Origin of the sequence: Devosia limi DSM 17137 (assembly GCF_900128975.1) — a bacterium.
GTDB classification, from domain to species: Bacteria; Pseudomonadota; Alphaproteobacteria; order Rhizobiales; family Devosiaceae; genus Devosia; species Devosia limi.
This window is the reverse complement of record NZ_FQVC01000005.1, coordinates 42,679-67,545: the sequence shown is the minus strand read 5'-3', so window position 1 is coordinate 67,545 and position 24,867 is coordinate 42,679. Positions and strand designations below refer to the sequence as shown.

Annotated in this window: 27 protein-coding genes and 1 pseudogene; 11 read left to right on the top strand and 17 right to left on the bottom strand. The window is 64.0% G+C overall.

The genetic code is table 11. From position 1 onward, the window contains the following. Positions 1-194: 194 nt before the first annotated feature. The 7 genes from BUA69_RS09445 to BUA69_RS09415 form a co-directional block, all read right to left on the bottom strand. The gene (locus tag BUA69_RS09445) at positions 195-803 is read right to left on the bottom strand and encodes a DedA family protein (RefSeq protein ID WP_046134616.1); all 609 of its coding nucleotides are present in this window, start codon (positions 801-803) and stop codon (positions 195-197) included. Positions 804-894: 91 nt separating this feature from the next. Next, a complete protein-coding gene (gene typA / locus BUA69_RS09440; protein ID WP_046134617.1) occupies positions 895-2,706 on the bottom strand; it encodes a translational GTPase TypA in 1,812 nt (603 codons plus the stop codon). 235 nt (positions 2,707-2,941) lie between these two features. Then, the gene (locus BUA69_RS09435; RefSeq protein ID WP_046134618.1) at positions 2,942-3,325 is read right to left on the bottom strand and encodes a VOC family protein; all 384 of its coding nucleotides are present in this window, start codon (positions 3,323-3,325) and stop codon (positions 2,942-2,944) included. Next, a complete protein-coding gene (locus BUA69_RS09430) occupies positions 3,322-3,717 on the bottom strand; it encodes a VOC family protein (RefSeq protein ID WP_046134619.1) in 396 nt (131 codons plus the stop codon). The genes BUA69_RS09435 and BUA69_RS09430 overlap by 4 nt, the downstream gene beginning before the upstream one ends. Positions 3,718-3,758: 41 nt before the next feature. Then, on the bottom strand, positions 3,759-4,364 hold the full coding sequence (locus BUA69_RS09425) for an RNA polymerase sigma factor (RefSeq protein ID WP_046134620.1): 606 nt from the start codon (positions 4,362-4,364) through the stop codon (positions 3,759-3,761). Positions 4,365-4,434: 70 nt separating this feature from the next. Continuing rightward, positions 4,435-6,561 carry a putative bifunctional diguanylate cyclase/phosphodiesterase gene (locus BUA69_RS09420; protein ID WP_160300116.1) on the bottom strand — a complete coding sequence of 709 codons (2,127 nt, stop codon included), beginning with the start codon at positions 6,559-6,561 and terminating at the stop codon, positions 4,435-4,437. Positions 6,562-6,680: 119 nt separating this feature from the next. Next, positions 6,681-7,904 carry an argininosuccinate synthase gene (locus BUA69_RS09415; RefSeq protein WP_046134639.1) on the bottom strand — a complete coding sequence of 408 codons (1,224 nt, stop codon included), beginning with the start codon at positions 7,902-7,904 and terminating at the stop codon, positions 6,681-6,683. A 129-nt stretch (positions 7,905-8,033) separates the two neighbouring features. On the opposite strand from BUA69_RS09415, the gene BUA69_RS09410 reads away from it, so the two are divergent. Then, entirely contained in the window at positions 8,034-8,501 is a 468-nt protein-coding gene (locus tag BUA69_RS09410; protein WP_046134622.1) for an Lrp/AsnC family transcriptional regulator, read from the top strand. Positions 8,502-8,579: 78 nt separating this feature from the next. Beyond that, entirely contained in the window at positions 8,580-9,224 is a 645-nt protein-coding gene (locus BUA69_RS09405) for a LysE family translocator (protein WP_046134623.1), read from the top strand. Positions 9,225-9,282: 58 nt separating this feature from the next. Here the strand turns inward: BUA69_RS09405 and BUA69_RS09400 are convergent, their stop codons facing one another. Further along, entirely contained in the window at positions 9,283-9,705 is a 423-nt protein-coding gene (locus BUA69_RS09400) for a GNAT family N-acetyltransferase (RefSeq protein WP_046134624.1), read from the bottom strand. Between the two features lie 237 nt (positions 9,706-9,942). On the opposite strand from BUA69_RS09400, the gene BUA69_RS09395 reads away from it, so the two are divergent. Next, entirely contained in the window at positions 9,943-10,101 is a 159-nt protein-coding gene (locus BUA69_RS09395; RefSeq protein WP_072866525.1) for a YqaE/Pmp3 family membrane protein, read from the top strand. Positions 10,102-10,134: 33 nt separating this feature from the next. On the opposite strand, the pseudogene BUA69_RS21475 reads toward BUA69_RS09395, so the two are convergent. The 5 genes and pseudogenes from BUA69_RS21475 to thpR all read right to left on the bottom strand — a co-directional run. Next, a pseudogene (locus tag BUA69_RS21475) lies at positions 10,135-10,503 on the bottom strand (VOC family protein); the annotation flags it as partial. 5 nt (positions 10,504-10,508) lie between these two features. Further along, complete coding sequence (gene rlmN, locus BUA69_RS09385; RefSeq protein WP_046134625.1) at positions 10,509-11,711, bottom strand: dual-specificity RNA methyltransferase RlmN; 1,203 nt, start codon at positions 11,709-11,711, stop codon at positions 10,509-10,511. Between the two features lie 329 nt (positions 11,712-12,040). Beyond that, positions 12,041-12,544: an invasion associated locus B family protein gene (locus BUA69_RS09375; RefSeq protein ID WP_046135484.1), complete on the bottom strand. Its 504-nt coding sequence runs from the start codon at positions 12,542-12,544 to the stop codon at positions 12,041-12,043. Positions 12,545-12,690: 146 nt separating this feature from the next. Next, positions 12,691-13,212: an invasion associated locus B family protein gene (locus BUA69_RS09370; protein WP_046135485.1), complete on the bottom strand. Its 522-nt coding sequence runs from the start codon at positions 13,210-13,212 to the stop codon at positions 12,691-12,693. A 220-nt stretch (positions 13,213-13,432) separates the two neighbouring features. Next, positions 13,433-13,972, bottom strand: a complete 540-nt coding sequence (thpR, locus tag BUA69_RS09365; protein ID WP_046135486.1) for an RNA 2',3'-cyclic phosphodiesterase — start codon at positions 13,970-13,972, stop codon at positions 13,433-13,435. A 208-nt stretch (positions 13,973-14,180) separates the two neighbouring features. On the opposite strand from thpR, the gene BUA69_RS09360 reads away from it, so the two are divergent. Both BUA69_RS09360 and BUA69_RS09355 read left to right on the top strand, forming a co-directional pair. After that, a complete protein-coding gene (locus BUA69_RS09360) occupies positions 14,181-14,951 on the top strand; it encodes a Bax inhibitor-1/YccA family protein (RefSeq protein WP_046135487.1) in 771 nt (256 codons plus the stop codon). A 93-nt stretch (positions 14,952-15,044) separates the two neighbouring features. Further along, entirely contained in the window at positions 15,045-15,554 is a 510-nt protein-coding gene (locus BUA69_RS09355; protein WP_046135488.1) for a GNAT family N-acetyltransferase, read from the top strand. 189 nt (positions 15,555-15,743) lie between these two features. On the opposite strand, the gene BUA69_RS09350 is transcribed toward BUA69_RS09355, so the two are convergent. The 3 genes from BUA69_RS09350 to BUA69_RS09340 form a co-directional block, all read right to left on the bottom strand. Next, positions 15,744-16,091 (bottom strand): DUF2794 domain-containing protein, encoded by a 348-nt coding sequence (locus BUA69_RS09350; protein ID WP_244468764.1) that lies wholly within the window; start codon positions 16,089-16,091, stop codon positions 15,744-15,746. A gap of 362 nt (positions 16,092-16,453) precedes the next feature. After that, a complete protein-coding gene (locus tag BUA69_RS09345; RefSeq protein ID WP_052950577.1) occupies positions 16,454-17,191 on the bottom strand; it encodes a DUF1223 domain-containing protein in 738 nt (245 codons plus the stop codon). A 15-nt stretch (positions 17,192-17,206) separates the two neighbouring features. Then, positions 17,207-17,821 (bottom strand): TetR/AcrR family transcriptional regulator, encoded by a 615-nt coding sequence (locus BUA69_RS09340; protein ID WP_046135489.1) that lies wholly within the window; start codon positions 17,819-17,821, stop codon positions 17,207-17,209. An 85-nt stretch (positions 17,822-17,906) separates the two neighbouring features. On the opposite strand from BUA69_RS09340, the gene BUA69_RS09335 reads away from it, so the two are divergent. Continuing rightward, positions 17,907-18,491 (top strand): NAD(P)H-dependent oxidoreductase, encoded by a 585-nt coding sequence (locus BUA69_RS09335; RefSeq protein ID WP_046135537.1) that lies wholly within the window; start codon positions 17,907-17,909, stop codon positions 18,489-18,491. 741 nt (positions 18,492-19,232) lie between these two features. Here BUA69_RS09335 and acnA read toward each other — a convergent pair. Continuing rightward, positions 19,233-21,905: an aconitate hydratase AcnA gene (gene acnA / locus BUA69_RS09330; protein WP_046133950.1), complete on the bottom strand. Its 2,673-nt coding sequence runs from the start codon at positions 21,903-21,905 to the stop codon at positions 19,233-19,235. Positions 21,906-22,115: 210 nt separating this feature from the next. Here acnA and ccmA point away from each other — a divergent pair, with 210 nt between their 5' ends. From ccmA to BUA69_RS09305, 5 genes are read left to right on the top strand one after another with little or no spacing between them, the layout of a single operon-like run. Beyond that, entirely contained in the window at positions 22,116-22,724 is a 609-nt protein-coding gene (gene ccmA / locus BUA69_RS09325; RefSeq protein WP_046133957.1) for a heme ABC exporter ATP-binding protein CcmA, read from the top strand. Beyond that, positions 22,721-23,386: a heme exporter protein CcmB gene (gene ccmB / locus BUA69_RS09320; protein ID WP_046133949.1), complete on the top strand. Its 666-nt coding sequence runs from the start codon at positions 22,721-22,723 to the stop codon at positions 23,384-23,386. The genes ccmA and ccmB overlap by 4 nt, the downstream gene beginning before the upstream one ends. Positions 23,387-23,397: 11 nt before the next feature. After that, a complete protein-coding gene (locus BUA69_RS09315) occupies positions 23,398-24,162 on the top strand; it encodes a heme ABC transporter permease (protein WP_046133948.1) in 765 nt (254 codons plus the stop codon). Next, positions 24,159-24,332 (top strand): heme exporter protein CcmD, encoded by a 174-nt coding sequence (gene ccmD, locus BUA69_RS09310; protein ID WP_072866522.1) that lies wholly within the window; start codon positions 24,159-24,161, stop codon positions 24,330-24,332. Before BUA69_RS09315 ends, ccmD begins: the two co-directional genes overlap by 4 nt. Continuing rightward, the gene (locus tag BUA69_RS09305; RefSeq protein WP_046133947.1) at positions 24,332-24,865 is read left to right on the top strand and encodes a DsbE family thiol:disulfide interchange protein; all 534 of its coding nucleotides are present in this window, start codon (positions 24,332-24,334) and stop codon (positions 24,863-24,865) included. The genes ccmD and BUA69_RS09305 overlap by 1 nt, the downstream gene beginning before the upstream one ends. Positions 24,866-24,867: the final 2 nt, after the last annotated feature.

Genomic DNA, 24,867 nt, shown 5'->3' with positions numbered 1-24,867 from the left:
CCATACAATTGCAGGAAGCGTGCCAAGTGCGCGGCGCCGGGAAAACGGGGGTTTTCTGCGTTAAGGTCTTGGAAAGTTTCGCGATTTGCGGGGGATGGGTGTTGCAGAATGCAAGCCGGGTTGCATTCTGCGAGAGGGCCCCTCGGGTCAAGCGCGGGCGTGATGCGGTGGGGGTGATGGCTGCAGGGGCGGTGTCAGGCGGCGGGCTTGCTTGGCTTCCACATCAGCAGCCGCACCAGGTAGATCAGCACGACGAGGCCCAGCACGATGTAGCTCAGCGGATCCAGGATCACTTCGACCAGGTCGTAATGCTCGTGCAGCAGGTAGCCGGCCGAGGTGAGGATGAGGTTCCAGATCAGCGCGCCGGTGGTGGAGGCGGCCAGAAAGATGGGCAGCGGCATGCGGGCGAGGCCGGCGGGGATCGATATCAGCGTCCGGATCAGCGGCATCAGTCGGCCGAACAGCACGATGATGGGACCGAAGCGGCGGAACCAGTCGACGGCGACGTCGATTTCCTCGGCATTGATGGTCATGACACGCCCGAAACGGTCGGCGAGGCGGCGCACCCGCCCGAGCCCGAACAGGCGCCCGGCATAGTACCAGGGCAGCATGCCGACGACGGCGCCGAAGGTGGCGGCTGCCAGCACCCCGGCGAAGTGGAGATCGCCATTGGCGGCGGCAAAGCCGGCAAAGGGGATGATCAGTTCGGAGGGAATGGGGGGAAAGATGGACTCGGCCAGCATCACCATGAAGATGCCGAGATAGCCCCAGTCGGAGATGGTTTGGATGATCCAGTCGGTCATGGGGGCACTCCTAGCGAACTCGGTGGCAAGATGGTGGCCAAACACCAAGAAAGAGTAAGGGCCCCGACGTTTCCGTGGGGCCCCTGATTGTTTAGCTTGCCTTGGAGCGCAGGGCGCGCTTGCGATCGTTGGGATCGAGCCAGATCTTGCGCAGGCGGATCGACTTGGGCGTCACCTCGACATATTCGTCTTCGGCGATGTAGCCGAGCGACTGCTCGAGGGTCAGCTTCTTGGGCGTGGTCAGGCGCACCGCTTCGTCCTTGGACGTGGTGCGGATATTGGTCAGCTGCTTGCCCTTGAGGGCGTTGACCTCAAGGTCGTTGTCGCGGCTGTGCTCGCCGATGATCATGCCTTCATAGATGTCGACGCCAGCGTCGATCATGATCGGGCCGCGATCTTCCAGGTTCCACAGCGCGAAGGCGACGGACTGGCCGGTGCCGTTCGAGATCAGCACGCCGGTGCGACGGCCTGGCAATTCGCCCTTGAACGGGGCGAAGGAGTGGAACAGGCGGTTGAAGATGGCGGTGCCGCGGGTGTCGCTCAGCAGCTCGGGCTGGTAGCCGATCAGCGAGCGGGTGGGAACCAGCAGGCGAATACGGGTCCGGCCAACGCCGGACGGACGCATCTCGACCAGTTCGCCCTTCCGCTCGGTCATCTTCTGAACGACCGTGCCGGTGTGTTCGTCATCGACGTCGATGATGACTTCCTCGATCGGCTCCAGCTTCTCGCCGTTCTCTTCCTTGAACAGCACCTTGGGGCGACCAATGGTGAGCTCGAAGCCTTCGCGGCGCATGTTTTCGATCAGCACGGCCAGCTGCAATTCGCCACGGCCGGCCACGTCGAAGGAGTCATTGTCATCGCCCGGCGTCACCTTGATGGCGACGTTGCCCTCGGCTTCGCGCATCAGGCGTTCACGGATGACGCGGCTCTGCACCTTGTCGCCTTCACGGCCGGCCAGCGGGCCGTCATTGATGCGGAAGGTGACCGACAGGGTCGGGGGATCGATCGGCTTGGACGCGATCGGCTCCATATTGGACGGTACCGAAATGGTATCGGCAACGGTGGTGGTCTCGAGACCCGCAATGGCGACGATGTCGCCGGCTTCACCGACATCAACCGGGGTGCGCTCCAGGCCACGGAAGGCCAGGACCTTGGAGACGCGGCCCTTCTCGATGATCTTGCCTTCACGGCTGAGCGTGTGGATCGGATCGCCCGCCTTGACGGAGCCCGAGAAGACGCGGCCGGTCAGGATGCGGCCCAGGAAGGGGTTGCGCTCGATGGTGGTGACCAGCATGCGGAACGGGCCGGTTTCGGTCTTGGGCTCGGGCACGTGCTCGACGACCTTGTCGAGCAGCGGGGCCAGGCTTTCGCGGGCGCCATCGGGCTCGCTGGCCATCCAGCCGAGCTTGGCAGCGCCGTAAAGCACCGGGAAGTCCAGCTGTTCGGGGGTCGCATCGAGGGCGATGAACAGGTCGAAGATTTCTTCGAGCACTTCGAGGTGCCGCTCGTCGGACTTGTCGATCTTGTTGATCGCCACGATCGGGCGCAGGCCCTGGGCCAGCGCCTTGCCGAGCACGAACTTGGTCTGGGGCATCGGGCCTTCGGCCGCGTCCACCAGGATCACCACGCCATCGACCATCGACAGGATACGCTCGACTTCGCCGCCGAAGTCGGCGTGGCCGGGGGTGTCGACGATATTGATGCGGGTATCTTTCCAGAGCAGCGAGGTCACCTTGGCGAGAATGGTGATCCCGCGTTCGCGCTCGATGTCGTTGGAGTCCATGGCGCGCTCTTCGACGCGCTCGTTTTCACGGAAGGAGCCGGATTGCTTGAGAAGGACGTCGATCAGTGTCGTCTTGCCGTGGTCAACGTGGGCAATGATGGCAATGTTGCGCAAGCTCATGTGGTTTTGTCAGCCTCGTTGGCATGACTTGAGCAGGGGTCCCAAAAACACGTCCACAGGAATACTCTTGTGAACCGGAACCGGCCAAACCATGCTGGATGTCAGGGCGCCGACCCAATAGGGGCGTTAGTGGCGCAGTCGGGCGTGCCAATACAGCACAGAGCGCCGCGACACAAGATGGCGTTTGCGCAGGGCTGGAATGCGGGCGGCCCGCGAGAGCCGCCCGATCGCGGTTTTACCGCAGTGACCGGGGCAGTTCGCCGGCCTGCCAGAGGCCCAGGCCAAAGCCATCGGGATCCAGAAAATCGGCACTCCAGCCGCCGGGTGCCTCCGATACCGGGGTGACGATGGTGACGCCCTCGGCCACCAGATCGGCAACGATGTCGTCAATGCCGCCACCTTCGACATCGAAGACCAGCGCCGGGGTGTTGCCGCGCTGGCCGTCCATCTGGAAGAAGATCAGCTCGAGGCCACCAGCCAGACTGGCCTGCAGCCAGAACGGTTCGGCCCCATCCTGGCGGATCAGATCGAGATTGAAGGTGCGGCGATAGAAAGCCTCGGTGCGTTCGATGTCGCTGACATAGAAGACGATGCTGGCGCTTTTGGGCTTGAAGCTCATGGGGTGTTCTCCTGGAGGGTCAGGGGTTTATCGGCGGCCTGGTAAAGGCCCAGGATATGGTCGTCGGGATCGCGAAAGGCCGCGCCCTTGCCGGCAGGCGCATCCCCCACGGGGGCGACGATGGTGGCACCCAGGCGCGCCAGGCCATCGACGACATCGGCGATGCCGCCATCTGGCAGGGTGAACGTGACCAGCAGGCTGGTGCCCGGCTGGGGCGTGCCGGCCATGAAGCTGATGCTGAAGACCGGGCCGAGGCGCAGGAACAGCAGGCGACTGGCACCGCTGCCGCGGTGTTCAAAGTCAAAGCCGAAGACGTCGCGATAGAAGCGGGCGGTCCGGTCGAGATCGCGGCTATGAAAGACGAGACAGGTTTCAGACGGTTGGGCGAGCATGAAAGGTCCTTTTCGAACAGGTCCCCCGGGGGACCTATCCATCAGTTGCCGCCGACTGGCATTTTGTGAGCCCGCACCACGAATAAATGTCCGTCCGGGTCATGGCTGGCGAAGACGCCGCCCTGGCGCAGCAGGCCGGGCAGCAGGGCATCGCGGATGCGGCCATAGGCCAGATCGAGATTGAGGCCGGGCATGCCATCGGGCATGGCGACGCCCTGGGCGGTCAGATGGCGCTTGAGCGCGGTGATGCGCTGGCGCAATGCGGCATCGGACAAATCGAGCAGATAGGCGATTTCGCGGCGGTTATGGCCGGACAGGGTCAGTGCGGCGACCGCTTTCAGCGACGGGGGCAGGGCCGAGAGCATGGCGGCCAGATCGAGCGGCTCGGCCGGGGGGGCCGGGTGCTGGCGCAATTCCTGCCAATGGCTCTCGCGGCGCTGGCGGCGGCTGGCGCCCCGGGCGGCCAGGCGCGCCCGATTGCGGATGACGCCGGCCAGCCAGCGCGTATCGGGGCTGCCGGCGGGATCGGTGTGCCCGCTGCGCACGGCTTCGAGCAGCGCCTCCTGCACCAGATCCTCGGCTTCATCGGGGCGGCGCGACCAGCGGCGGGCGACGCCCAGCAGGTGGTCATAGTCGTTTCTGTGCATGGCAAGTCCACCCTGTGCGAATCCCGACAAGGTGACTTGGAAAGCGCCAAAGCGCAAACGGGCAGGTGCGTCAGGACGCCCGCATGCCGCCGCGGTGCGGTGTGACATGATCGATCTGCAGCAGGGTCGCCATCGCGGCGGCCGGAACCGGGGGCGAGAACAGGAAGCCCTGGACTTCCGAGCAGCCCTGGCTGCGCACCATTTCGAGCTGTTCCTCGGTCTCGACGCCTTCGGCGGTGGTGGCCATGCCCAGCGACTGGCCGAGCCCGATCACGGCCTTGATGATCGCGAGGCTATCGCCGCGCTTGGTCAGATCGCGCATGAAGGAGCGGTCGATCTTGATCTTGTCGAAGGGGAAGGAGCGCAGATAGGACAGCGACGAATAGCCGGTGCCGAAATCATCCATGGAGATGCGCACGCCCATGGCGCGCAATTCGTGCAGCGCGCGGATGGTGCTGTCGCTATCGGCCAGGAGCAGCGATTCGGTGATTTCCAGTTCGAGCCGGGTGGGGGCGAGCTTGGCGTCGGCCAGCGCCGATTTTACCAGGCCGACGAGATCGCGGTTCTTGAACTGGATGGGCGACAGATTGACGGCGATGCGCACATCGCCCGGCCAGGTGGCGGCGGTCTTGCAGGCCTCGCGCAGCACCCATTCGCCAATCGGGACGATCAGCCCGGTTTCCTCGGCAATGGGGATGAATTCGGCCGGCGAGATGGTGCGGTTGTCGTGATCCCAGCGCAGCAGGGCCTCAACGCAGGTGACGCGGTTCTCGCTCATGCCGAGCAAGGGCTGGAACACCAGGCGCAGCTCGTTGCGCTGCAGCGCGACGCGCAGGCCCGCCTCGATGGAGCGGCGCTGCTGCAGGGCCGCATCCATGCCGCTTTCGAAGAAATGATAGGTCGAGCGGCCGTCGCTCTTGGCCTTGTAGAGCGCCAGGTCGGCATTTTTCATCAGGGTATCGGTCTTTTCGCCATCGCTGGGGCCGACGGCGATGCCGACGCTGGCGCCGATGTCGATCTGCTGGCCGCCAATCAGGAACGGCGCCGACATCGCCTTGATGATACGGTCGGCGAGGCGGGCGGCGTCGGCGGCGTCTTCGACCGGGCGCATCAGCAGCGCAAATTCATCGCCGCCGAGCCGGGCCAGCACATCGGTCTCGCGCGTAGTGCCCCAGAGGCGGGCCGAGGCCTGCTTGATGACTTCGTCACCAACGGCGTGGCCGAGCGTATCGTTGACCGCCTTGAAGTGATCGAGATCGATATAGAGCACCGCCGCCAGCTCGCCCCGGCTGAGGCTGGATTCGGTGCGCGACATCTGTTCGAGGAACTCGATACGGTTGGGCAGGTCGGTCAGCGCATCATGGCGGGCCAGGTGGCGGATCCTGGCTTCGTTCTGGCGCTGCTCGGTGATGTCCTCGTGCGTTGACACCCAGCCGCCATCCTTCATCGGATGGTGCTGCATCATGATGGTGCGGTTGTTGAGCTCGTGGATGTTCTTGCCATATTCGCGGCGGGCGATCATCTCGCGGCGCCAGGTGATGTATTCCTCGCGGGTGCCGCCGGCGCTCATGCCCTGATCGAACAGGTGGCTGAGAATGTCCTCGAGCTGGGTGCCGGGCTTCAGCAGCCGCGCGGGCAGGTCGTAGATCCTGGCATAAGGCTCGTTGCAGATGACCAGGCGCCCGCGGGCATCCATCATGCACAGGCCCTGGCTGATATTGTTGACCGCCGCGTCCAGCCGGATGTTCTGGCGCTCCAGTTCGAGCTTGCGCTTCTGCACGCTCTCGCTGCGGACGATCTCGTCGGTAATGTCCTCATGGGTGATGACCCAGCCAATGGCGGGGGAGAACACATGGGCGGTCTCGATGGTGCGGCCGCCATGCACGACTTCGCGGCTCTTGGCGCGGGCGCCGCCGCGATTGGCCAGCAATTGCTCGGTATAGTTCTCGTAGAATTCGGCGGGGCCGACTGCGCCGTGATTGCCCAGCCGGGACGACAGCTGGATCACCTCTTCAAGGCTCATGCCGCGCTGGATGGCGTCGGGCGCGAAACCATAGATGTCGCGATAATGCTTGTTCCACATGACCAGGCGAAACTGGGGCGACCAGACGCAAAAGCCATAGGGAATGTTCTCGAGCGCAGCGTCGAGCAGCAAGGTCTCGGCCAGATGGCCCGTGTCTTCGGTCCGCACCGACATGTCCCCCTGCATCATGCCCCTCAGCCGACGCTGGCGGGAAGGTTAAGGGCTGGTCCTTAACGGCGGATTAAGGACAACAGTCCGTGGCAGGCCCCGGCCGGGGCCTGCCCGTTGATCGATCAGCTCGCCGCCTTCTTGTTGCGCGCGGCATAGGTCTTGAGGCGCAGGCCGTTGAGGCGGATGAAGCCTTCGGCATCCTTGTGATCATAGGCCACGGCGCCTTCCTCGAAGGTCACCAGGTCCATCGAATACAGCGAATAGGGCGAGGTGCGGGCAATGACGCTGGCCGATCCCTTGTAGAGCTTGAGGGTGACTTCGCCGGTGACATATTGCTGGCTCTTGTCGATCAGGGCCTGCAGCATTTCGCGCTCGGGGGCGAACCAGAAGCCGTTATAGATCAGCTCGGCATATTTGGGCATCAGCTCATCCTTGAGATGGGCTTCGCCGCGGTCGAGGGTGATCGATTCGATGCCGCGGTGGGCCACCAGCATGATGGTGCCGCCGGGGGTCTCGTAGAGGCCGCGCGACTTCATGCCGACAAAGCGGTTTTCGACGAGATCGAGCCGGCCGATGCCGTGCTTGCCACCCAGTTCGTTGAGCTTGGTGAGCAGGTTGGCCGGGCTGAGCTTGACGCCATTGACCGAGACCGGATCGCCCTTCTCGTAGCCGATGGTGATGATCTCGGCCTGGTCGGGCGCGTCTTCGGGATTGACGGTGCGCTGGGCGACATAATCGGGCGCCGGCACGGCCGGGTCTTCCAGCACCATGCCTTCGGAGGAGGTGTGCAAGAGGTTGGCGTCGACCGAGAAGGGGGCCTCGCCGCGCTTGTCCTTGGCGATCGGGATCTGGTTGGCCTCGGCATAGGCGAGCAAAGCGGTGCGGCTGCGCAGGTCCCATTCGCGCCAGGGGGCGATCACCTTGATGGCGGGATCGAGCGCATTGGCGGTCAGCTCGAAGCGAACCTGATCGTTGCCCTTGCCGGTGGCGCCATGGGAAATGGCATCGGCGCCGGTTTCCTGGGCGATTTCGATCAGCCGCTTGGCGATCAGCGGGCGGGCAATCGAGGTGCCGAGCAGGTAGACGCCTTCATAGACCGCATTGGCGCGGAACATGGGGAAGACGAAGTCGCGGACGAATTCCTCGCGCAGGTCCTCGATGCGGATATCCTTGATGCCGAACATTTCGGCCTTCTTGCGCGCCGGCTCGAGTTCTTCGCCCTGGCCCAGGTCAGCGGTGAAGGTCACCACTTCGCAATCATAGGTCTCCTGCAGCCATTTCAGGATGATCGAGGTGTCGAGGCCGCCCGAATAGGCGAGCACGACTTTTTTGATGTCTTTTGCCATGAAGTCCGTCCCCAGAATGTGATGGCTGGAAGGATAGGCCATGTCTGGCGCAATAATCTTGCGAAAACTTCCACTATGGCGCCAGTGGGCGGCATGATATGCTAATTTACGTGTCTTTGGAGGCGTGAAATGCCAAACATCGTGGATCCCATCGATCGGCGCATCCTGGCGGCGTTGCAGCGCAATGGGCGGATGAGCAATGTCGAACTCGCCAATGAGGTGGGGCTGTCGCCATCGCCCTGCCTGCGCCGGGTGCGAATCCTGGAAGAGAGCGGCATTATCGAGCGCTATGTGGCGGTGCTGGACGGCGCCAAGGTGGGCGTGGGCCTGACGGTGTTTGCCCGGGTCTGGTTCAAGACCCAGGACGCCGAGATCACCAACCAGTTTGCCGAGACGGTGCGCAAGTTCCCCGAAGTGCTGGAATGCTACCTGACCACCGGGGAATGCGATGCGATCATGCGCATCGTTACCGCCGACCTGCATGCCTATTGGCGGTTCCAGTCGGACTATCTGATGCGCATTCCCAGCGTACAGAGCGTCAAGACCGACGTGCCGATGGAGACGATCAAGCGCAGCCATGAGCTACCGCTGGGCTAGGGGCCGCGCCGGGGTCGACAGCGGCGCCGGAGCTTGACAGGGTAGCGCCGCGCCAACTCTATCCGCTGTGGAACCGCCATGTCCTTCATCCCCGATCTTTCGGTCATCCTCGCCTTTGCCCTTGCCACCGTCGTGCTGGCGATCACGCCGGGGCCGGACATGGCCCTGCAGATGTCGCGGGCGATCAATTATGGCCGCAGCCATGGGCTGGCCACGGCGGCCGGGGCGATGACCGGGATCTTCGTGCATACCTGCCTCGTTGCCTTCGGCATTTCGGTGCTGATCGTGGCGGCGCCGACGGCGTTTCTGGCGCTGAAAATTGCCGGGGCGTTGTATCTGCTGTGGCTGGCCTGGCAGGCGATCACCCAGGGCGGCGGGTTGCGCATCGCACAGAAGGCAGCCAGGGCGCCGACGGTGGCGCAGAGCTATTTCACCGGCGTCGGCATCAATCTGCTCAATCCCAAAGTGGTGCTGTTTTTCATGACCTTCCTGCCGCAATTCGTTGATCGCAACGATCCGGCGGCGGGACAGAAGCTGTTCTTCCTCGGCGCCGAATTCATCCTGGTGTCGATCCCGCTGGCGGTGCTGACTGTGTTTGCCGCCGAACGGCTGGCGGCACTGCTGGTGCGCAGCGTCTGGGTGCAGCGGGCGCTGAACTGGAGCTTTGCGGCGGTGTTCACGGCGTTTGCGACGACGATCCTGTTTGCCGAGGGGCGGAAATAGCAGCGAGCGCTGGGCCCCGCGAGGGGGCTCAGAGCGTTGCGCGCTGGGTCCGCCTGGCTCAGCGCAGGTCGAACTCGTAATATTTCATCGTGTCTTCGGCGCCGTTGAATTTGCGGTAAAGGCCGTTGGCGGCGGTGTTGTCGAGTTCGGTGCCGAGCCAGGCCTCTTCGCACCCGAGTTCGCGGCCCCAGGCGAACAGCGCTTCGAGCAGGGTGCTGGCAATGCCCTGGCGGAGATGGCTGGAGGCGGTGCCGACCTCGTCGACATAAAGCTCGCTCACCTTGTCGGGGTGGTGATGCACGACGCCGGTGCACTGGCCGACGACCAGATCACCATCGAAGGCCAACACCATCAGATGGCCGGGGGCAGCAAGATAGCGGGCGAGGCGGTCGGGTTGGACGGGTTCGTCAAACACATCGGGGCCGATATTGGCTAGCAGCGCCGCGTCGACGGCGGTCAGGCGCTTGAGGAGAATGGGCATACTGGTCCTCTCTACCCTTCGGGCGAAGGGCTTTGGGCGTCACCAGTCAGAGACCGGATCAGACGTGCCGAAGGACGGAAAGAGGAGCCGCCGGCACCGCGCCAGGTTGGTGCCGCTGTGGTCGCGGCGGCGACAGATTAGCGCGGCGGCGAGAGGCGGGAAAGGCCCGTTTGCGCGGCGGCGATCGGAACGGATGGGGCCGTCGCCCGTTTGCCTTGCCCAACATAGGGGCAATTCATGGACGTGCTACGCATCATTCTGTCGGTCATTATTCCGCCCGTGGGCGTCTTTCTGCAGGTCGGCCTCGGCCTGCAATTCTGGCTCAATATCGTGCTGACAATTCTGGGTTATTTCCCCGGCCTGATCCACGCCGTCTGGGTCATCACGCGCAAATAGTGACGAGGTCACGCGCTCGAAAAACCGCAATAGATAGCCATCCGGGTCCTGCACGCAGAATTGGCGCTGGGTGATGGTAACAGCGCCAGTGGCATAGGCCCTGGTTTCGACCGGCAGGAACAGGCGCCATCTCGCGGTCTCGAGGTGCGCCAGCAGTGGCGCCAGGGCCGGTACTTCGATCTGGAAATTGACGCCGCGGCCGAAGGGGTCGGCGAGCGGGGCGGTGACCCAATCGCGGCCGATGCCGGCCTGGTCCAGCATCAGCGCCGCGTCGCCCAGCGCGATGGCGGCAAAGCCTTCTTCGGCGCGCATATAGCTGATGTCGAAGCCGAGGATGTCGCGATAGAAGACGAGGCTCGCGGCGAGATCGCTGACGGTCAGCTCCGGGATCAGCGCCGCCATGCCCCTTAGCCCGCCAGGGCTTCGCGGTCCTTTTTGGACAGGCGTTCGCTCTCGCTCTTGAGCTGGCCGCAGGCGGCGAAGATATCGCGGCCGCGCGGGGTGCGGACCGGGCTGGCATAGCCGGCCTTGTTGACGATATCGGCGAAGCGCTCGATGCGCGACGAGGGCGAGGTGCCGTAGTTCGAGCCGGGCCAGGGATTGAACGGGATCAGGTTGATCTTGGCCGGAATATTGGCCAGCAGCCGCACCAGTTCGCGCGCATCGGCATCGCTGTCATTGATGCCGTCGAGCATCACATATTCAAAGGTGATGCGGCGGGCATTGGAAAGGCCGGGATAATTGCGGCAGGCTTCCAGCAATTCCTTGAGCGGCCACTTCTTGTTGATCGGCACCAGCACGTCGCGCAGGTCGTCATTGACCGCATGCAGCGAGATGGCGAGCATGACGTCGATCTCGCGGCCGGTCGGCTCGATATAGGGCACGACGCCCGAGGTCGACAGCGTGATGCGGCGCTTGCTGAGGCTCATGCCGTCGCCCGAGGAGGCGATCAGCAAGGCCTGCTTGACGTTGTCGTAATTGTAGAGCGGCTCGCCCATGCCCATCATGACGATATTGGTGATGGCGCGGCTGCCGTCGCTGGGCACGAGGCCGCCATCATCGGGGCGCGAACCGCCGGGGAAATCGCCGAGACGCTCGCGCGCCATCAGGATCTGGCCGAGGATTTCACCAGCGGTCAGGTTGCGGACGAGCTTCTGGGTGCCGGTATGGCAGAACGAGCAGGTGAGGGTGCAGCCGACCTGGGACGAGACACACAGGGTCCCGCGGTCCTGTTCGGGGATGTAGACGGTTTCGATTTCCACCGGCGGGAAATTGGGATTGGCCGGATCGCGGAAGCGGAACAGCCATTTGCGGGTGCCGTCGCTGGAAACCTGCTCGGTGACGATTTCCGGGCGATCGAGGATGAACTTGTCGGCCAGGAGCTGGCGCACCGGCTTGGCGACATTGGTCATCTTGTCGAAATCGGTGACACCATTGACGTAGAGCCAGTTCCACAACTGGCTGGACCGCATCTTGGCTTCATGGGCGGCAATGCCGGCGCCGATCAGCGCCTCGGCCAAAGCGGGCTTGCCCAGGCCGATCAGCGACGGCCGGCTGACCGCAGCGGGGCGGTTGGCAGCAGAATGGTCGAGGTTAAGAGCAATGCTCATGGCGGCATGGGTCCGGGAATTGCGGGGGTTGGCGCGGCCAATAGCATATGGGGACGGTTTAGGCAAAGTCACGGAGCCGGGAGGGGGCCATGTGCGCGGCGCAGGGGGGCAGTTGGTGCGGGGGGGCGATGGCCCGATCCAGTCCCCGCGTCATTGCCCGGCTCGTCCGGGCAATCCAGCTGTCGTGCCGACCGGCCAAAAGCCAGGAGATGGATCACCGGGACAAGCCCGGTGATGACGTTGGGGGGGCGGTGATGACGATGGGGGATCGGTGATGACGATGGGGAGAGATGCTGGGGTGGGACGCGGCGGTTCGCGTCCGGCCGGTCCTAGCACTCCGCGTTGATGGCCTGCGAGGCGGCGGTGGCGCCGGAGAGGGAGAAGGTCTCGACGATCTTGATGCCGGCGGCGGAGGTGCCCTCGACGGTCATGCTGGAGCCGGCGCGGATGGCACTGGCCAGGGCGGAGGACTGGCCGGCATCGTCGAGCCAGGCGGCGTCGTTCTGGGTGAAGAGCGTGAAATTCTGGCCGCCAACGCTGACGGTGGCGGTGCTGTCGGGCTGGAAGGCAAAGCCGGCCACCAGGTTGAACTCGTTGGCAACGCTCTCGCCGGGGCGATTGGTGATGTAGAGATGGGCCTGGGTGAAGCCATCGGGGGTCGGGGTAACGGATTTGGGCTTGGTCATGGCAAAGCAGACCTGGCCCGAACCATCGGTGGCCGCGTAGCTGGACCAGTCGCGGAAATCGCCGAGCAGGCGCACCGACTGGGCCGATGCCGCAACGGTCAGGACCAGGCTCAGGGCGAGGGCGAGCGGGACGATGCGCTTATTCATGTCTGCCTCTTGAATGCAGGAATGGGCGAGGGGCCGCGACAGCCTCCCGCCCAGATATGGTCTTTGGGCGCCTCAGGCAACCAAAACCGGTGCCGATGGGATTCGGCACTTTGTGCCAATGGGATCGACACGTTGTGCCAATGGGATCAGGAGCAGGCGCCGTCGATGGCGTTCATCGCCGCGGTCGCACCCGACAGGGAATAGGTGTCGGTGGTATCGGTGCCGCGCTGGCTGGTGCCCTTGATCAGCAGCTTGCTGCCGGCCTTGAACGCCTGCACGAAACCGCCTTCGTCGCCGGTCGAAGCCAGCCAGGCGGCGGTGCCTTCGGTGACCATCGGGTAGGTCTTGCCGTCGATAGTGGCGCTGGCGCCGGCATTGGTGGTGTTGAACGGGTAGCCGATAATGGTCTGGACCTCGTTCTTGGTGCCCATGCCCTTGCGGTGAATGATCATGAAGTGGATCGGATCGCGGTTCGCGCCGGCCGGTTCGCTCGTGGTGGGCGTGGCCGAGATATAGCAGATCACTCCGCTTGCATCGGTCGCCTTCCAGGCGGTCCAGGCATTGAAGGTGCCAAGCTCGGTCGCCTGCTGCGCCTGAGCAGCAGGGGCCAGAGCCATGATCGCGCCGACCGCGAGCCCGCATACTAGGCCGCCGGTTTTCGTCGTCATCGCAAATTCATCCTCTGTTTTAGGGTCGCCAGTCTGGGGTTGCCGCCCGCAAGCTTGCCCGCACATGGTTACCAAGGTGTCAAACGCCGCCGCATTTGATTTATATTGAGTGCAATGAGGGCCAATCGTGACGGCAATTTGGCGCGGCGCGGCGCCGGGGGGAGGGTTTGCCCCCTCAGCGTTAACAATCGTCTAACGAAGCCGTGAAGTGAACAGGGTTTCAGGCCGCCAATGGATAGGTCTGTTCCACCACATAGGGGCCGCCCCCCACCGAATCCTTGCTCGAAAACAGCACGAACCGGCCGACGCCAAAGGCCAGCGGCTCGAAGCGCCCAGCCTCGGCGATGAAGCGTGCGACATCGCCGGCGGCGGCGCCGCGCAGCCGGGCCAGCGAGACATGGGGCACGAATTTGCGGCCTTCGGGGGGCAGGCCCGCCCGTTGCAGCACCCGTTCCTGCGCCGCCTGCAGCCGGGTCAGCGTCTCGTTGAGTTCGAGCCCGGCATAGAGGGCGCGGGGCTTGTCGCCGCCAAAAGCGCCCAGATGGGTCAGGCGCAGCTGAAAGCTGAGGGAATTGGACAGCCGGTCGAGACTGTCGGCCACCTCATTGGCGGTCACATGATCGACATCGCCGATAAAGCGCAGGGTGATGTGATAGTTCTCTGCGTCGATCCAGCGGGCACCGGTGAGCCCGCCTCGCTTGAGGGAGAGGGCAAAAGCCACATCGGCCGGGATTTCCAGGCCGGTAAAGAGCCGGGGCATGGAGCCCTCCTCTTCAGAAAGAGTGCGCAATAGATTCGCTCCAGGAGCCTAGCACACGCACTTGCCGGGACCAGCCCCATCGTCGCAGGCGGGCGATCAACCTTGTAAATCACTGGTTCTGAATCCATATTGAGCCTCAAGTGGCGCAAGAAACGCCTCAGGCGGTGCAAGAGACCGCAAATGTCTGTTAGGGAAAGGGAATCCACCGATGGCTGAATATGACCGTCAGACCCTCAATGCGCGGGCCGGCTCGGCCGCCGCCATTGATGAGGGCCTTCGCAGCTACATGCTGCGCGTTTACAATTACATGGGTGTCGGCCTGATCGTCACCGGTCTGGTCGCCTATTTCGGCGCTGCCGCCGCGATCACTGCCGATCCGGCAAATGCTGTCGGCACGCTGGCCAATGGCCAGATGGTGACGCAGTGGGGCTACCTGCTGTTCGCCAGCCCGCTGCAATGGGTAGTGATGCTGGCGCCGCTGGCCTTCGTGCTGGTGCTGAGCTTTGGCATCAACAAGCTGAGCGTTCCCGCCGCGCAGGCCACGTTCTGGGGCTTTGCCGCGATCATGGGCCTGTCGATCTCCTCGATCTTCCTGGTCTATACCGACGCTTCGATCGCCAAGGTGTTCTTCATCACCGCCGCAACCTTCGGCGCGATGAGCCTTTATGGCTACACCACCAAGCGTGACCTGACCGGCATGGGCTCGTTCCTGATGATGGGCCTGATCGGGCTGATCATCGCTTCGATCGTCAATATCTTCATGCAGTCCTCGATGATGGAATTCATCATCTCGATCGTCGGCGTGCTGATCTTTGTCGGCCTGACCGCCTACGATACCCAGAAGATCAAGGAAGGCTATTCGGAGTCGCATGGTTCCGAAATGCTGGCCAAGGGTGCCATCATGGGCGCGCTGAGCCTCTATCTCGACTTCATCAACCTGTTCATGATGCTGCTCCGCCTGTTCGGCAATCGCGAGTAAGCCTGAAATCCTTGATCGCTGAATCAAGGAAATTGGTTGGACGACATTTTGGACCGCAGTCTAGAAAGACTGCGGTCCTTTTGTTTTATGGGAATGCCTGCCTTGTCCGACTATCAGCTGCGTCCCTTCCGCTGGGCCGACGTGCCCGCGATCACCGCCATCTATGACCACTATGTGGCCACCACGACGATCACCTTCGATACCGAGACGCCGAGCGAGGCCAGGATGGCCGAGAAATTCGGGGCCATGCTGGATCTGGGTCATCCGCTGATCGTGGCGGAAGGCAGCGATGGGCAGGTGCTGGGCTATGCCTATGCCTCGACCTACCGGCCGCGCCCGGCCTATCGGTTTACCTGCGAAGACTCGATCTATCTGCACAAGGATGCGGTGGGGAGGGGACTGGGCAAGGCGATGTTGGCGGAACTGCTGGTGCAGAGCCGGGCGGCAGGGTTCAAGCAGATGATCGCCGTGATCACCGCCGATACCGAGATCTCGATCAGCCTGCACGAAAGGTTCGGCTTCCGCCATGTCGGGCGCTATGAGGCGGTGGGGTTCAAGTTCGATCGTTGGCTGGACATCGTGCATCTGCAACTGGCGCTGTAGGGGGCGTTTTTCGGCGCTGGGCGTTGGTGCGCGCTTTTCATCAGCACACGCGGCGTCACCCCCGGCGAAAAGCCGGGTCCAGTTTCGGTGTGCGTGAGGTAACTGGATTCCGGCTTTCGCCGGGATGACGGCTGGTGGGTTTGGCGGGATTGGTGATTGCAGCAGCCGGGCCTGACCCGAGGCGGGGCGTCAGCCCACCACCACCAGATGCGGATCGAGCACGCGGAGGACCTGGGCCAGGTCGTGGCCGCGCTTGAGGATGCGGCCTTCCTGATTGGTCACGGTATATTGGCCTTGCCGGTTGCGGAGGCGCGGGATCTTTTCGATGATGAAGAGCGGGCGTTCCGACATTCTTGCATAGATGGAAAAGACGGCGCGTTCGCGCAGAAAGTCCATGGCGTAATCGCGCCAGTCGCCCGAAGCGACCTTGCGACCATAGACATTGAGGATCAGGTTCAGCTCGCGCCGCTCGAACGCGACAATGGCCAGGGATTTCGAGCTGGCGGCACTGGCAGACGGCTCACCAACATGCACCAGGGCGATGCTGGCGATAGTCTGATCTGGGGGGCGACCCTGCGACAATGCCTCGTCTCCACGTCATCCAGTCGTCATGATTGCGGCATTCGACGATGGATGCAAGAGGGGCGTGGCGGCTGCCGGTGTCGAAAATTCCGCAATTCGGTCACAGTTTGTCCCTTTCCCCGCCAGAATGAGACGGCACACTTCAACCATTGCCTCCAGTGGCTGACAGCCGGGCCGACCGAGCCCCCAAACCATGAAGTCCGGTTGTCAGCCGCCTAAATTTGTTGACCAGTCAGTCACTAAACTCTCCCGTCTTTGCCCCCATGGACGGGAGTTTTGTTTTTGGGCGGACGGTTTTGGGGCGGGAGCCTGTCGTGCTAACGCTCGAAGGCGGCGGCGCCAAGAATGGCCCCGGGCAGCCCCGATCTTTCCTGCTGCACGATAATGGCCAGACCCGAGGCATGATCGCTCAGCAGCTCGCCAAGCGGGAGCTTGAGATAGGCGCCGGTGGCGGCTTCCCACATGCCCAGTACCTGCCGGCCGGTCACCACCTGGGTATAGACCACCTTCTTGCCGGCATTTTCGCCGCGCTCGATATCGACATCGGCGCGGTCGAGATAGGTCACCAGCCAGACCGTGGCATCGGCGACGCCTTCCTGCGGCGCGATGGCGATCTTGAGCATGTCGCCATCGACACTGAGACTGACCGGAACCTTGAGACTGGCGGCATCGATGGCGCCATGCACCTCCGGCCGCCGCGAGCCGACGACGCCCTTGGTGCCGTTGACGACCATTTGCGGGGTATAGATACGCGAGGACCCCCAGCTCTTGGCGTAATCGCGCTGGCGGTCGGAATTGGCTTCGGCGCCGAAGGTATCGGTCCAGCCGATATAGTCCCAATAATCGACATGATAGGCCAGCGCGATCACGTCGGGCTGTTCGGCCAGACTGGTCAGCAACGCATCGGCCGGCGGGCAGGCGGCGCAGCCCTGGCTGGTGAACAGTTCAACCACGGCGCGGGGGCCGGCGCGCACGCTATCGGCGCCCACAGGAGCGGCCAGCAGCAGGATAGCGGCGATGCCCAAGGCAGTGCCCAGAAAGCGTCTCGAAATCATGGGCACGGTTGTAAGTCAGCCTGGCGCGACCCCGCCAGTCAAATCAGGGTGAGAGGCACTTTTTCCGTTGGGATAGAGCACGCCGAGCAGCCGCGCCAAGGACAGGGTGGCCCGCTGCGGCGCGGCAGCGCATTCCTGCGACACCGCAACATGGACGATGAAGGCCAGCGTCACTTCGGCGTGAAGGCTGGGATCGGCGTGGCCCGCAGCGGCAAAACTGCCCGCCAGGGTCTGGTGCGCCTGCGCCATGACCGGGTCGAGTATGTCATGGCACTGGGTGCCGTCACCGTCGGTGGCGAGCAGGCGCAGCAAGGCGCGATCACTGCTCAGGTAGACGAGAAGCGGGGTCAGGGCCGCGGCCAGGCGCTGCGGGGTGGTGGCGCTCTGCGGATCGGCGGCGAGGCGGACGCAGGTCGTGTTGAGTTCATCGGCGAGGAAGCTGGCCAGGATCGACAGCTTTTCCGAGAAGTGGGCGAGCACCGAGCCCTTGGCGATGCCGGCCTCGGCGGCGATCTCGGCAATGGTGATGGCGTCGAAGGGTTTTTGGGCAAGCAGGCGCGTCACGGCCGCGAGAATGGCGGCGCGTGTATCGAGCGCGCGCTGCTGGCTGCCTTTGATCCGGGTGGTCATTGCACCATGATAACAGAATTGACCGCGGTCAAAAAGAGCCCTATCAAGGCAAATAATTGACCGTGGTCAAATTATGGAGCTGATGATGGGACTGAAATGCCTGGTGCTGGTGGGGCATCCGATTGCCGGGAGTTTCAATGCGGCGCTGGCCGAGCGGTACAAGCAGGTGCTGGCGGCGGGCGGTGCGGAAGTGCGGGTGATGCATCTCGATGCGATGGACTTTGAGGGCAGCCTGCAGACGCGCAAGCCGGGTGATGCCGAACTGATCGGTGACGCGGCTGACTTCTGGAACAATCTGGTGTGGAGCGAGCATTTCGTGCTGGTGCACCCGCTGTGGTGGGGCGGCATGCCGGCCAAGCTCAAGGCGCTGCTCGACCTGACGCTGCAATCGGGCAAGGCGTATCGCTATGAGGGGAAGCCGCTGCCCAATGGGCTGCTCAAGGGGCGGTCGGCGCGGCTGGTGGTGACGTCCGATACCCCGGACTGGTTCATGCGGCTGGCTTATGGCAGTGCCCATTTCAAGCAGATGACGCGGCAGATCCTGAAATTCTGCGGGCTGGGGCCGGTGCGGCGCAGCCATGCGTCGGTGATCAAGGGGTCCACGCCGACGGCGCGCGCCAAGATGCTGGAGCGGCTGGCCCGGGATGCCGGGCGGGATCTGCGGGGATAGGGGCGCGGTTGTTTTGCGCTTTGTCGTCACCATGCGTGGGTGGTGGGAATCGGAGCGGTGACGAGCGTGGAATTGCCCCCCTCCCCTCAAGGGGGAGGGGACGCAGATTGCGGCGCAGGTGGGGAGGGGAGGCCGTAGCGGCTGTCGCGGGATGCGGGGCGGGATCTGCGGGGATAGGGTTGTTTTGCGGTGGGTGTTGGGAAGTGGAGCGTTCAGGCGGCACCATGTGACGTGCTGCGATAGAAATGGACGCGGAGTTTGGATAACGCGCAGCACCCCCACCCTGCCCCCCTCCCCTCAAGGGGGAGGGGACGCAGACTGCGGCGCAGGTGGGGAGGGGAGGCCGTAGCGGCTGGCGCGGGATGCGGGGCGGGATCTGCGGGGATAGGGTTGTTTTGCGCCGTGTCTGGCTAGCACTGGGCTGTCCCCGGACTTGATCCGGGGACCACTCAGAGCGCGTGCCGGGGTGAGGGTGGCCCACGGATCAGGTCCGTGGGCAGCGCGGTGGGTGTTGGGAAGTGGAGCGTTCAGGCGGCACCATGTGACGTGCTGCGATAGAATTGGACGCGGAGTCTGGATAACGCGCAGCACCCCCACCCTGGCCCTCCCCCTCGAGGGGGAGGGGACGCAGACTGCGGCGCAGGTGGGGAGGGGAGGCCGTGGGCCGACTATGGGGTTCGTTGCCCACCAAACAAAAATGGCGGCCCGGGGGCCGCCATTTGCATTCAGGACTGACCAGTCTTACGCGGCGACGAGGCTGCGCAGGACGTAGTGCAGGATGCCGCCATGCTTGTAATAGTCGAGCTCGTTGGCGGTATCGATGCGGCAGAGGGTTTCGATGTTCAGCACGCTGCCATCGGCGCGGGTGATCTTGACGGTCACCTGGGCGCGCGGGGCGATCTCGGTGACGCCTTCGATGTCGATGGTCTCGGAGCCATCAAGGCCCAGGGTCTGCCAGCTTTCACCGTCCTTGAACTGCAGCGGGATGACGCCCATGCCGACCAGGTTGGAGCGGTGGATGCGCTCGAAGGACTGGGCAATCACGGCGCGGACGCCGAGCAGGTTGGTGCCCTTGGCGGCCCAGTCACGGCTGGAGCCGGTGCCATATTCCTTGCCGGCAAACACCACCAGCGGCGTGCCGGCGGCCTGATAGGCCATGGCGGCATCATAGATGGCCATCTGCGAGCCATCGGGGCCCTTGGTATAGCCGCCTTCGACGCCGGGCAGCATCTGGTTCTTGATGCGGATATTGGCAAAGGTGCCGCGCATCATGACTTCATGGTTGCCGCGACGGGCGCCATAGGAGTTGAAATCGCGCGGGGCGACCTGGCGCTCCTCGAGATATTTGCCAGCGGGAGTGGAAGCCTTGAACGAGCCGGCCGGGGAGATGTGGTCGGTGGTGATCGAGTCGAGGAACAGCGCCAGCACCTTGGCCTTCTCGACATTGGTGATCGGCTTGGGCTCCATCGACATGCCCTCGAAATAGGGCGGGTTCTGCACATAGGTCGAGGACGCGTTCCAGCCATAGGTCTCGCCACCTTCGATGACGATGTTCTGCCAGTTGGTGTCGCCCTTGAAGACGTCGGAATAGCGACCCTGGAACATCTCCTTGGTGACGTGCTGGCGCACGATCTCGGCGACTTCCTGGTTGGTGGGCCAGATATCCTTGAGATAGACCGGCTTGCCGTCGCTGGAGGTGCCAATCGGATCCTTGGTGATGTCGATCTTCATCGAGCCGGCGATGGCATAGGCAACGACCAGCGGCGGGGAGGCGAGGAAGTTCGCCTTCACATCGGGGTTCACGCGGCCTTCGAAGTTACGATTGCCCGAGAGCACCGAAGCGGCAACGAGATCGCCAGCCTGCACGGCCTTGGAGATTTCGACCGGCAGCGGGCCGGAATTGCCGATGCAGGTGGTGCAGCCATAGCCGACCAGGTTGAAGCCGATGGCGTCGAGGTCTTCGGAAAGACCGGCGCTGTCGAGATAGTCGGTGACGACCTGCGAGCCGGGGGCCAGCGAGGTCTTGACCCAGGGCTTGCTGTCGAGGCCGAGGGCGCGCGCCTTGCGGGCGACGAGACCGGCGGCAACCAGCACCGAAGGGTTGGAGGTATTGGTGCAGGAGGTGATCGCAGCGATGACCACGTCACCATGGGTCAGGGTATAGTCGGCGCCATCGACCTGGACTTTGGGCTCGTCGGTCTTGCCGAATTCCTTGGGCAGGGCGGCGGCGAAGGCAGCCTTGGCATTGTCGAGCGCGATACGGTCCTGCGGGCGCTTGGGGCCCGAGATGGACGGCACGACAGTGGTCAGGTCGAGCTCGAGGGTCGAGGTGAAGACCGGATCGGGCGAAGAGGTTTCGCGGAACATGCCCTGGGCGCGGCTATAGGCTTCGACCAGCGCGACGCGCTGGGGATCGCGACCCGACGTGGTCAGGTATTGCAGGGTATCGCTGTCGACCGGGAAATAGCCGCAGGTGGCGCCGTATTCCGGGGCCATGTTGGCGATGGTCGCCTGGTCTTCGAGGCTGAGATAGTCGAGGCCGGGGCCGTAGAATTCGACGAACTTGCCGACGACGCCCTTCTTGCGCAGCATTTCGGTGACGGTCAGCACCAGATCGGTGGCGGTGATGCCTTCATTGATCTTGCCGGTGAGCTTGAAGCCGACGACTTCGGGGATCAGCATGGTGATCGGCTGGCCGAGCATGGCCGCTTCGGCCTCGATGCCGCCGACGCCCCAGCCGAGCACGGCCAGGCCATTGACCATGGTGGTGTGGCTGTCAGTGCCGACCAAGGTATCGGGATAGGCGACGGTTTCGCCATTCTCGTCCTTGGTCCAGACGGTCTGGGCCAGATATTCCAGGTTCACCTGGTGGCAGATGCCGGTGCCGGGGGGGACAACGCGGAAATTGTCGAAGGCCGACTGGCCCCAGCGCAGGAATTCATAGCGCTCGCCATTGCGCTCATATTCGAGCTCGACATTCTGGCCAAAGGCCAGGGGCGTGCCGAAATTGTCGACCATCACCGAGTGGTCGATGACCAGATCGACAGGGACCAGCGGGTTGATCTTCTGGGGATCGGCGCCGAGCTTGGCGGTGGCGTCGCGCATGGCGGCCAGATCGACCACGGCGGGAACGCCGGTGAAGTCCTGCATCAGCACGCGGGCCGGGCGGTATGAGATTTCATGCTCGGAGGTGCGGGTCTTGAGCCATTCGGCCACGGCCAGGATGTCGGCCTTGTGGACGGTGCGCCCGTCTTCGAAGCGCAGCAGGTTTTCCAGCACCACCTTCATGGAATGGGGAAGGCTCGAAACGCCCGCCAAACCGTTCTTTTCAGCTTCGGTGATGGAATAATAGGTGTAGGTCTTGTCCCCGACCACAAGGGTCGATTTGGACTTGAAGCTGTTCAATGAGGTCACGCGTGTTCCGCCCTGTCATCTAGAGTTGCGGCAGGCGCACCGGTCGGAGCAAAAGCCCGCAAAACCGCGCAGCAGCGCTGCCTTTCCTGGAATGACTCCAATCTGAAGGGCTTATAGACAAAGAAGATTGCCCTTGCCAGTCCGACCTTGGGTTCAATACGAGATGGGGTCATGACGGAACGGCAAGTCTTTGGCCCCAGCTTTGGCGAAATGGTATTGCGTGCGCAAGGGCTTGCCTGCGGGCGTGGTGGCGTGGTGCTGGCCGAAGCGCTGAACTTCGTGGTGGCCTCGGGCAGGTGCCTGTTGCTGCGCGGGCCCAATGGCGCCGGCAAGTCGACGCTGCTGCTGACGCTGGCCGGGATCGTGTCGCCGCTGGCGGGCGGATCGGTGCTTGAGGGCACCGACGAGGATGCCGGGCCGCAGCTGCATTATTGCGGGCATCGCAATGCGCTCAAGCCGCGGCTGTCGGTGCTGGAAAATCTCGATTTCTGGGCGGCGCTGAACGGGCCGACCGGCATGGCGGCGCCCGATGCGCTGGATCGGGTGGGGCTGGGCCATATTGCCGGGCTCGACGCGGGCTATCTTTCGGCGGGGCAGGGACGGCGGCTGGCGCTGGCGCGGCTGCTGGTGAGCGTGCGGCCGCTGTGGTTGCTGGACGAGCCGACGGCGGCACTGGATGTCGAGGGTCATGCTCTCGTGACCGAGTTGATCGACGCGCATCTCGACCGGGGCGGGCTGGTGGTGGCGGCAACGCATGACCCGATCACCCTGCCGGACCTGACGCGGATGCAAACGCTGGCCATGGGCAGGGCGCGATGACGGGCTTCCTGGCGGTGATCGGGCGCGAGCTGCATCTGGCGCTGCGCGGCGGCGGCGATGTGCTGACACTGGTGCTGTTCTTCGTCATCATCGGGGTGGTGGTGCCGTTCGCGGTGGGGCCCGACCAGGCGCTGCTGGCGCGGCTGGCGCCGGGCGTGGTGTGGATCGCGGCGTTTCTGGCGATGCTGCTGGGGCTCGACCGGCTGTTCCGGGCCGATAATGAAGACGGCACGCTGATCCTGCTGCGGCAGGCGGATCTGCCATTTGCCGCCATTGTTGCCGCAAAAGTGATGGCCCATTGGCTGGTCTCGGCGCTGCCGCTGATCGTGGCCAGTCCGATGCTGGCGGTCCTGCTGGCCATGGATCTAGAGGCGTTCGGGCGCACGGTGCTGTCGCTGCTGGTGGGCACGCCGGCGCTGGCGGCCTTCGGGGCGGTGGGGGCGGCAATAACCGTGTCGATCCGGCGCGGCGGGCTGATTGCGCCGGTGCTGATCGCGCCGCTCTGCGTGCCGGTATTGATCTTTGGCGTCGGGGCGATTGCCACCGGGCCGGGGCCGGACCAATCGGGCCCCGCGCTGCTGTTTCTTGCGGCATTGAGCCTCATGGCACTGGCTTTGGCTCCCTTTGCCGCCGCGTTTGCGATAACCTCCGGCGAAGACTAAAGCAAAGGGCCATGACCATAGAGACCGCACCCAAGCAAAGCTGGTGGAACCGCATCGCCCATCCCGGCCAGTTCGTGGCGATGACGCAGCGCCTGTTGTGGCCGCTGACCATCATCACCGCACTGCTCTTCGTGGTCGGGCTGTGGTTTGCCTTCTTCAACTCGCCCGAGGACTACCAGATGGGCGATACGGTGCGGATCATGTATGTGCATGTCCCCAGCGCCTGGCTCAGCCAGTTCGTCTATGCGGTGATGGCGGTTTCGGCTTTGGGCACGCTGGTCTGGCGCCATCCGATGGCGGATGTGTCGATGAAGGCCGCGGCGCCGCTGGGCGCGACCTTTACCGTGCTGGCGCTGTTCACCGGCTCGCTCTGGGGGCGCCCGACCTGGGGCACGTTCTGGGAATGGGACGGGCGGATGACCTCGACGCTGGTGCTGCTGTTCATCTATCTCGGCATCATCGCGCTGTGGCGCGCCTTTGACGATCAGCTGCGCGCGGCGCGGGTGATTGCGGTGTTCACGCTGGTGGGCGCGGTCAATATTCCCATTATCAAGTTTTCGGTGGATTGGTGGAGCACCTTGCACCAGCCGGCCAGCGTGTTCCGCGCCGATGGCCCGACCATGCCCGGCTCGATCCTGACGCCGCTCTTCGTGATGTTCTTTGCCTTCACCTTCCTGTTTCTTACCCTGCATCTCAAGGCCATGCATACCGAGGTGCGCCGCCGCAAGCTGATGGCGCTGGAGCGGCAGGCCGTACAGGCAGGAGTGTCGGCATGATCGATCTGGGACCGCATGCCATTTTCATCGTCAGCGCCTATCTCGGGGTTGCCGCTGCCATCGCCGGGCTGATCGCCTATACGCTGGGGGATGCGCGCCGCACCGCCAGGCGGCTGGCAGCGCTGGAAGCGCAGGGCATTCGCCGGCGCTCGGCCGGAGCCAAATCCTGATGCGCTATGTGCTGTTCGGTCTGCCGCTGATCTTGCTGGTGGCGCTGGTGGCGGTGTTTGCGCTGTCGATGGACCGCGATCCGGGCCTGGTGCGCAGCGTGCTGATCGACAAGCCGGCGCCGCAATTCTCCCTCGCTGAAGTCGAGGGGCTGGGCGTGCCCGGTTTCGATACGGCCAGCCTCAAGGGCGACGTCACCGTGGTCAATGTGTTTGCCAGCTGGTGTATTCCCTGCCGGGACGAACATCCGTTGCTGATGGCGCTCAAGGATACGGGGGGCGTGCGCCTGTTCGGCATCAACCAGTCCGATGCGCCGGAAAACGCCCGGGCGTTTCTGGAAGAGCTCGGCAATCCCTATATGGCGGTCGGCAGCGACCGCGACCGGCGGGTGTCGATCGACTGGGGTGTCTATGGCGTGCCCGAGACCTTCGTGGTCGACGCCGACGGGGTTATCACCTTCAAGCATGTCGGGCCGCTGACGCCCGATACGCTGCGCAGCCAATTGCTGCCGGCAATCGAACAGGCCCGTTCCTAGCG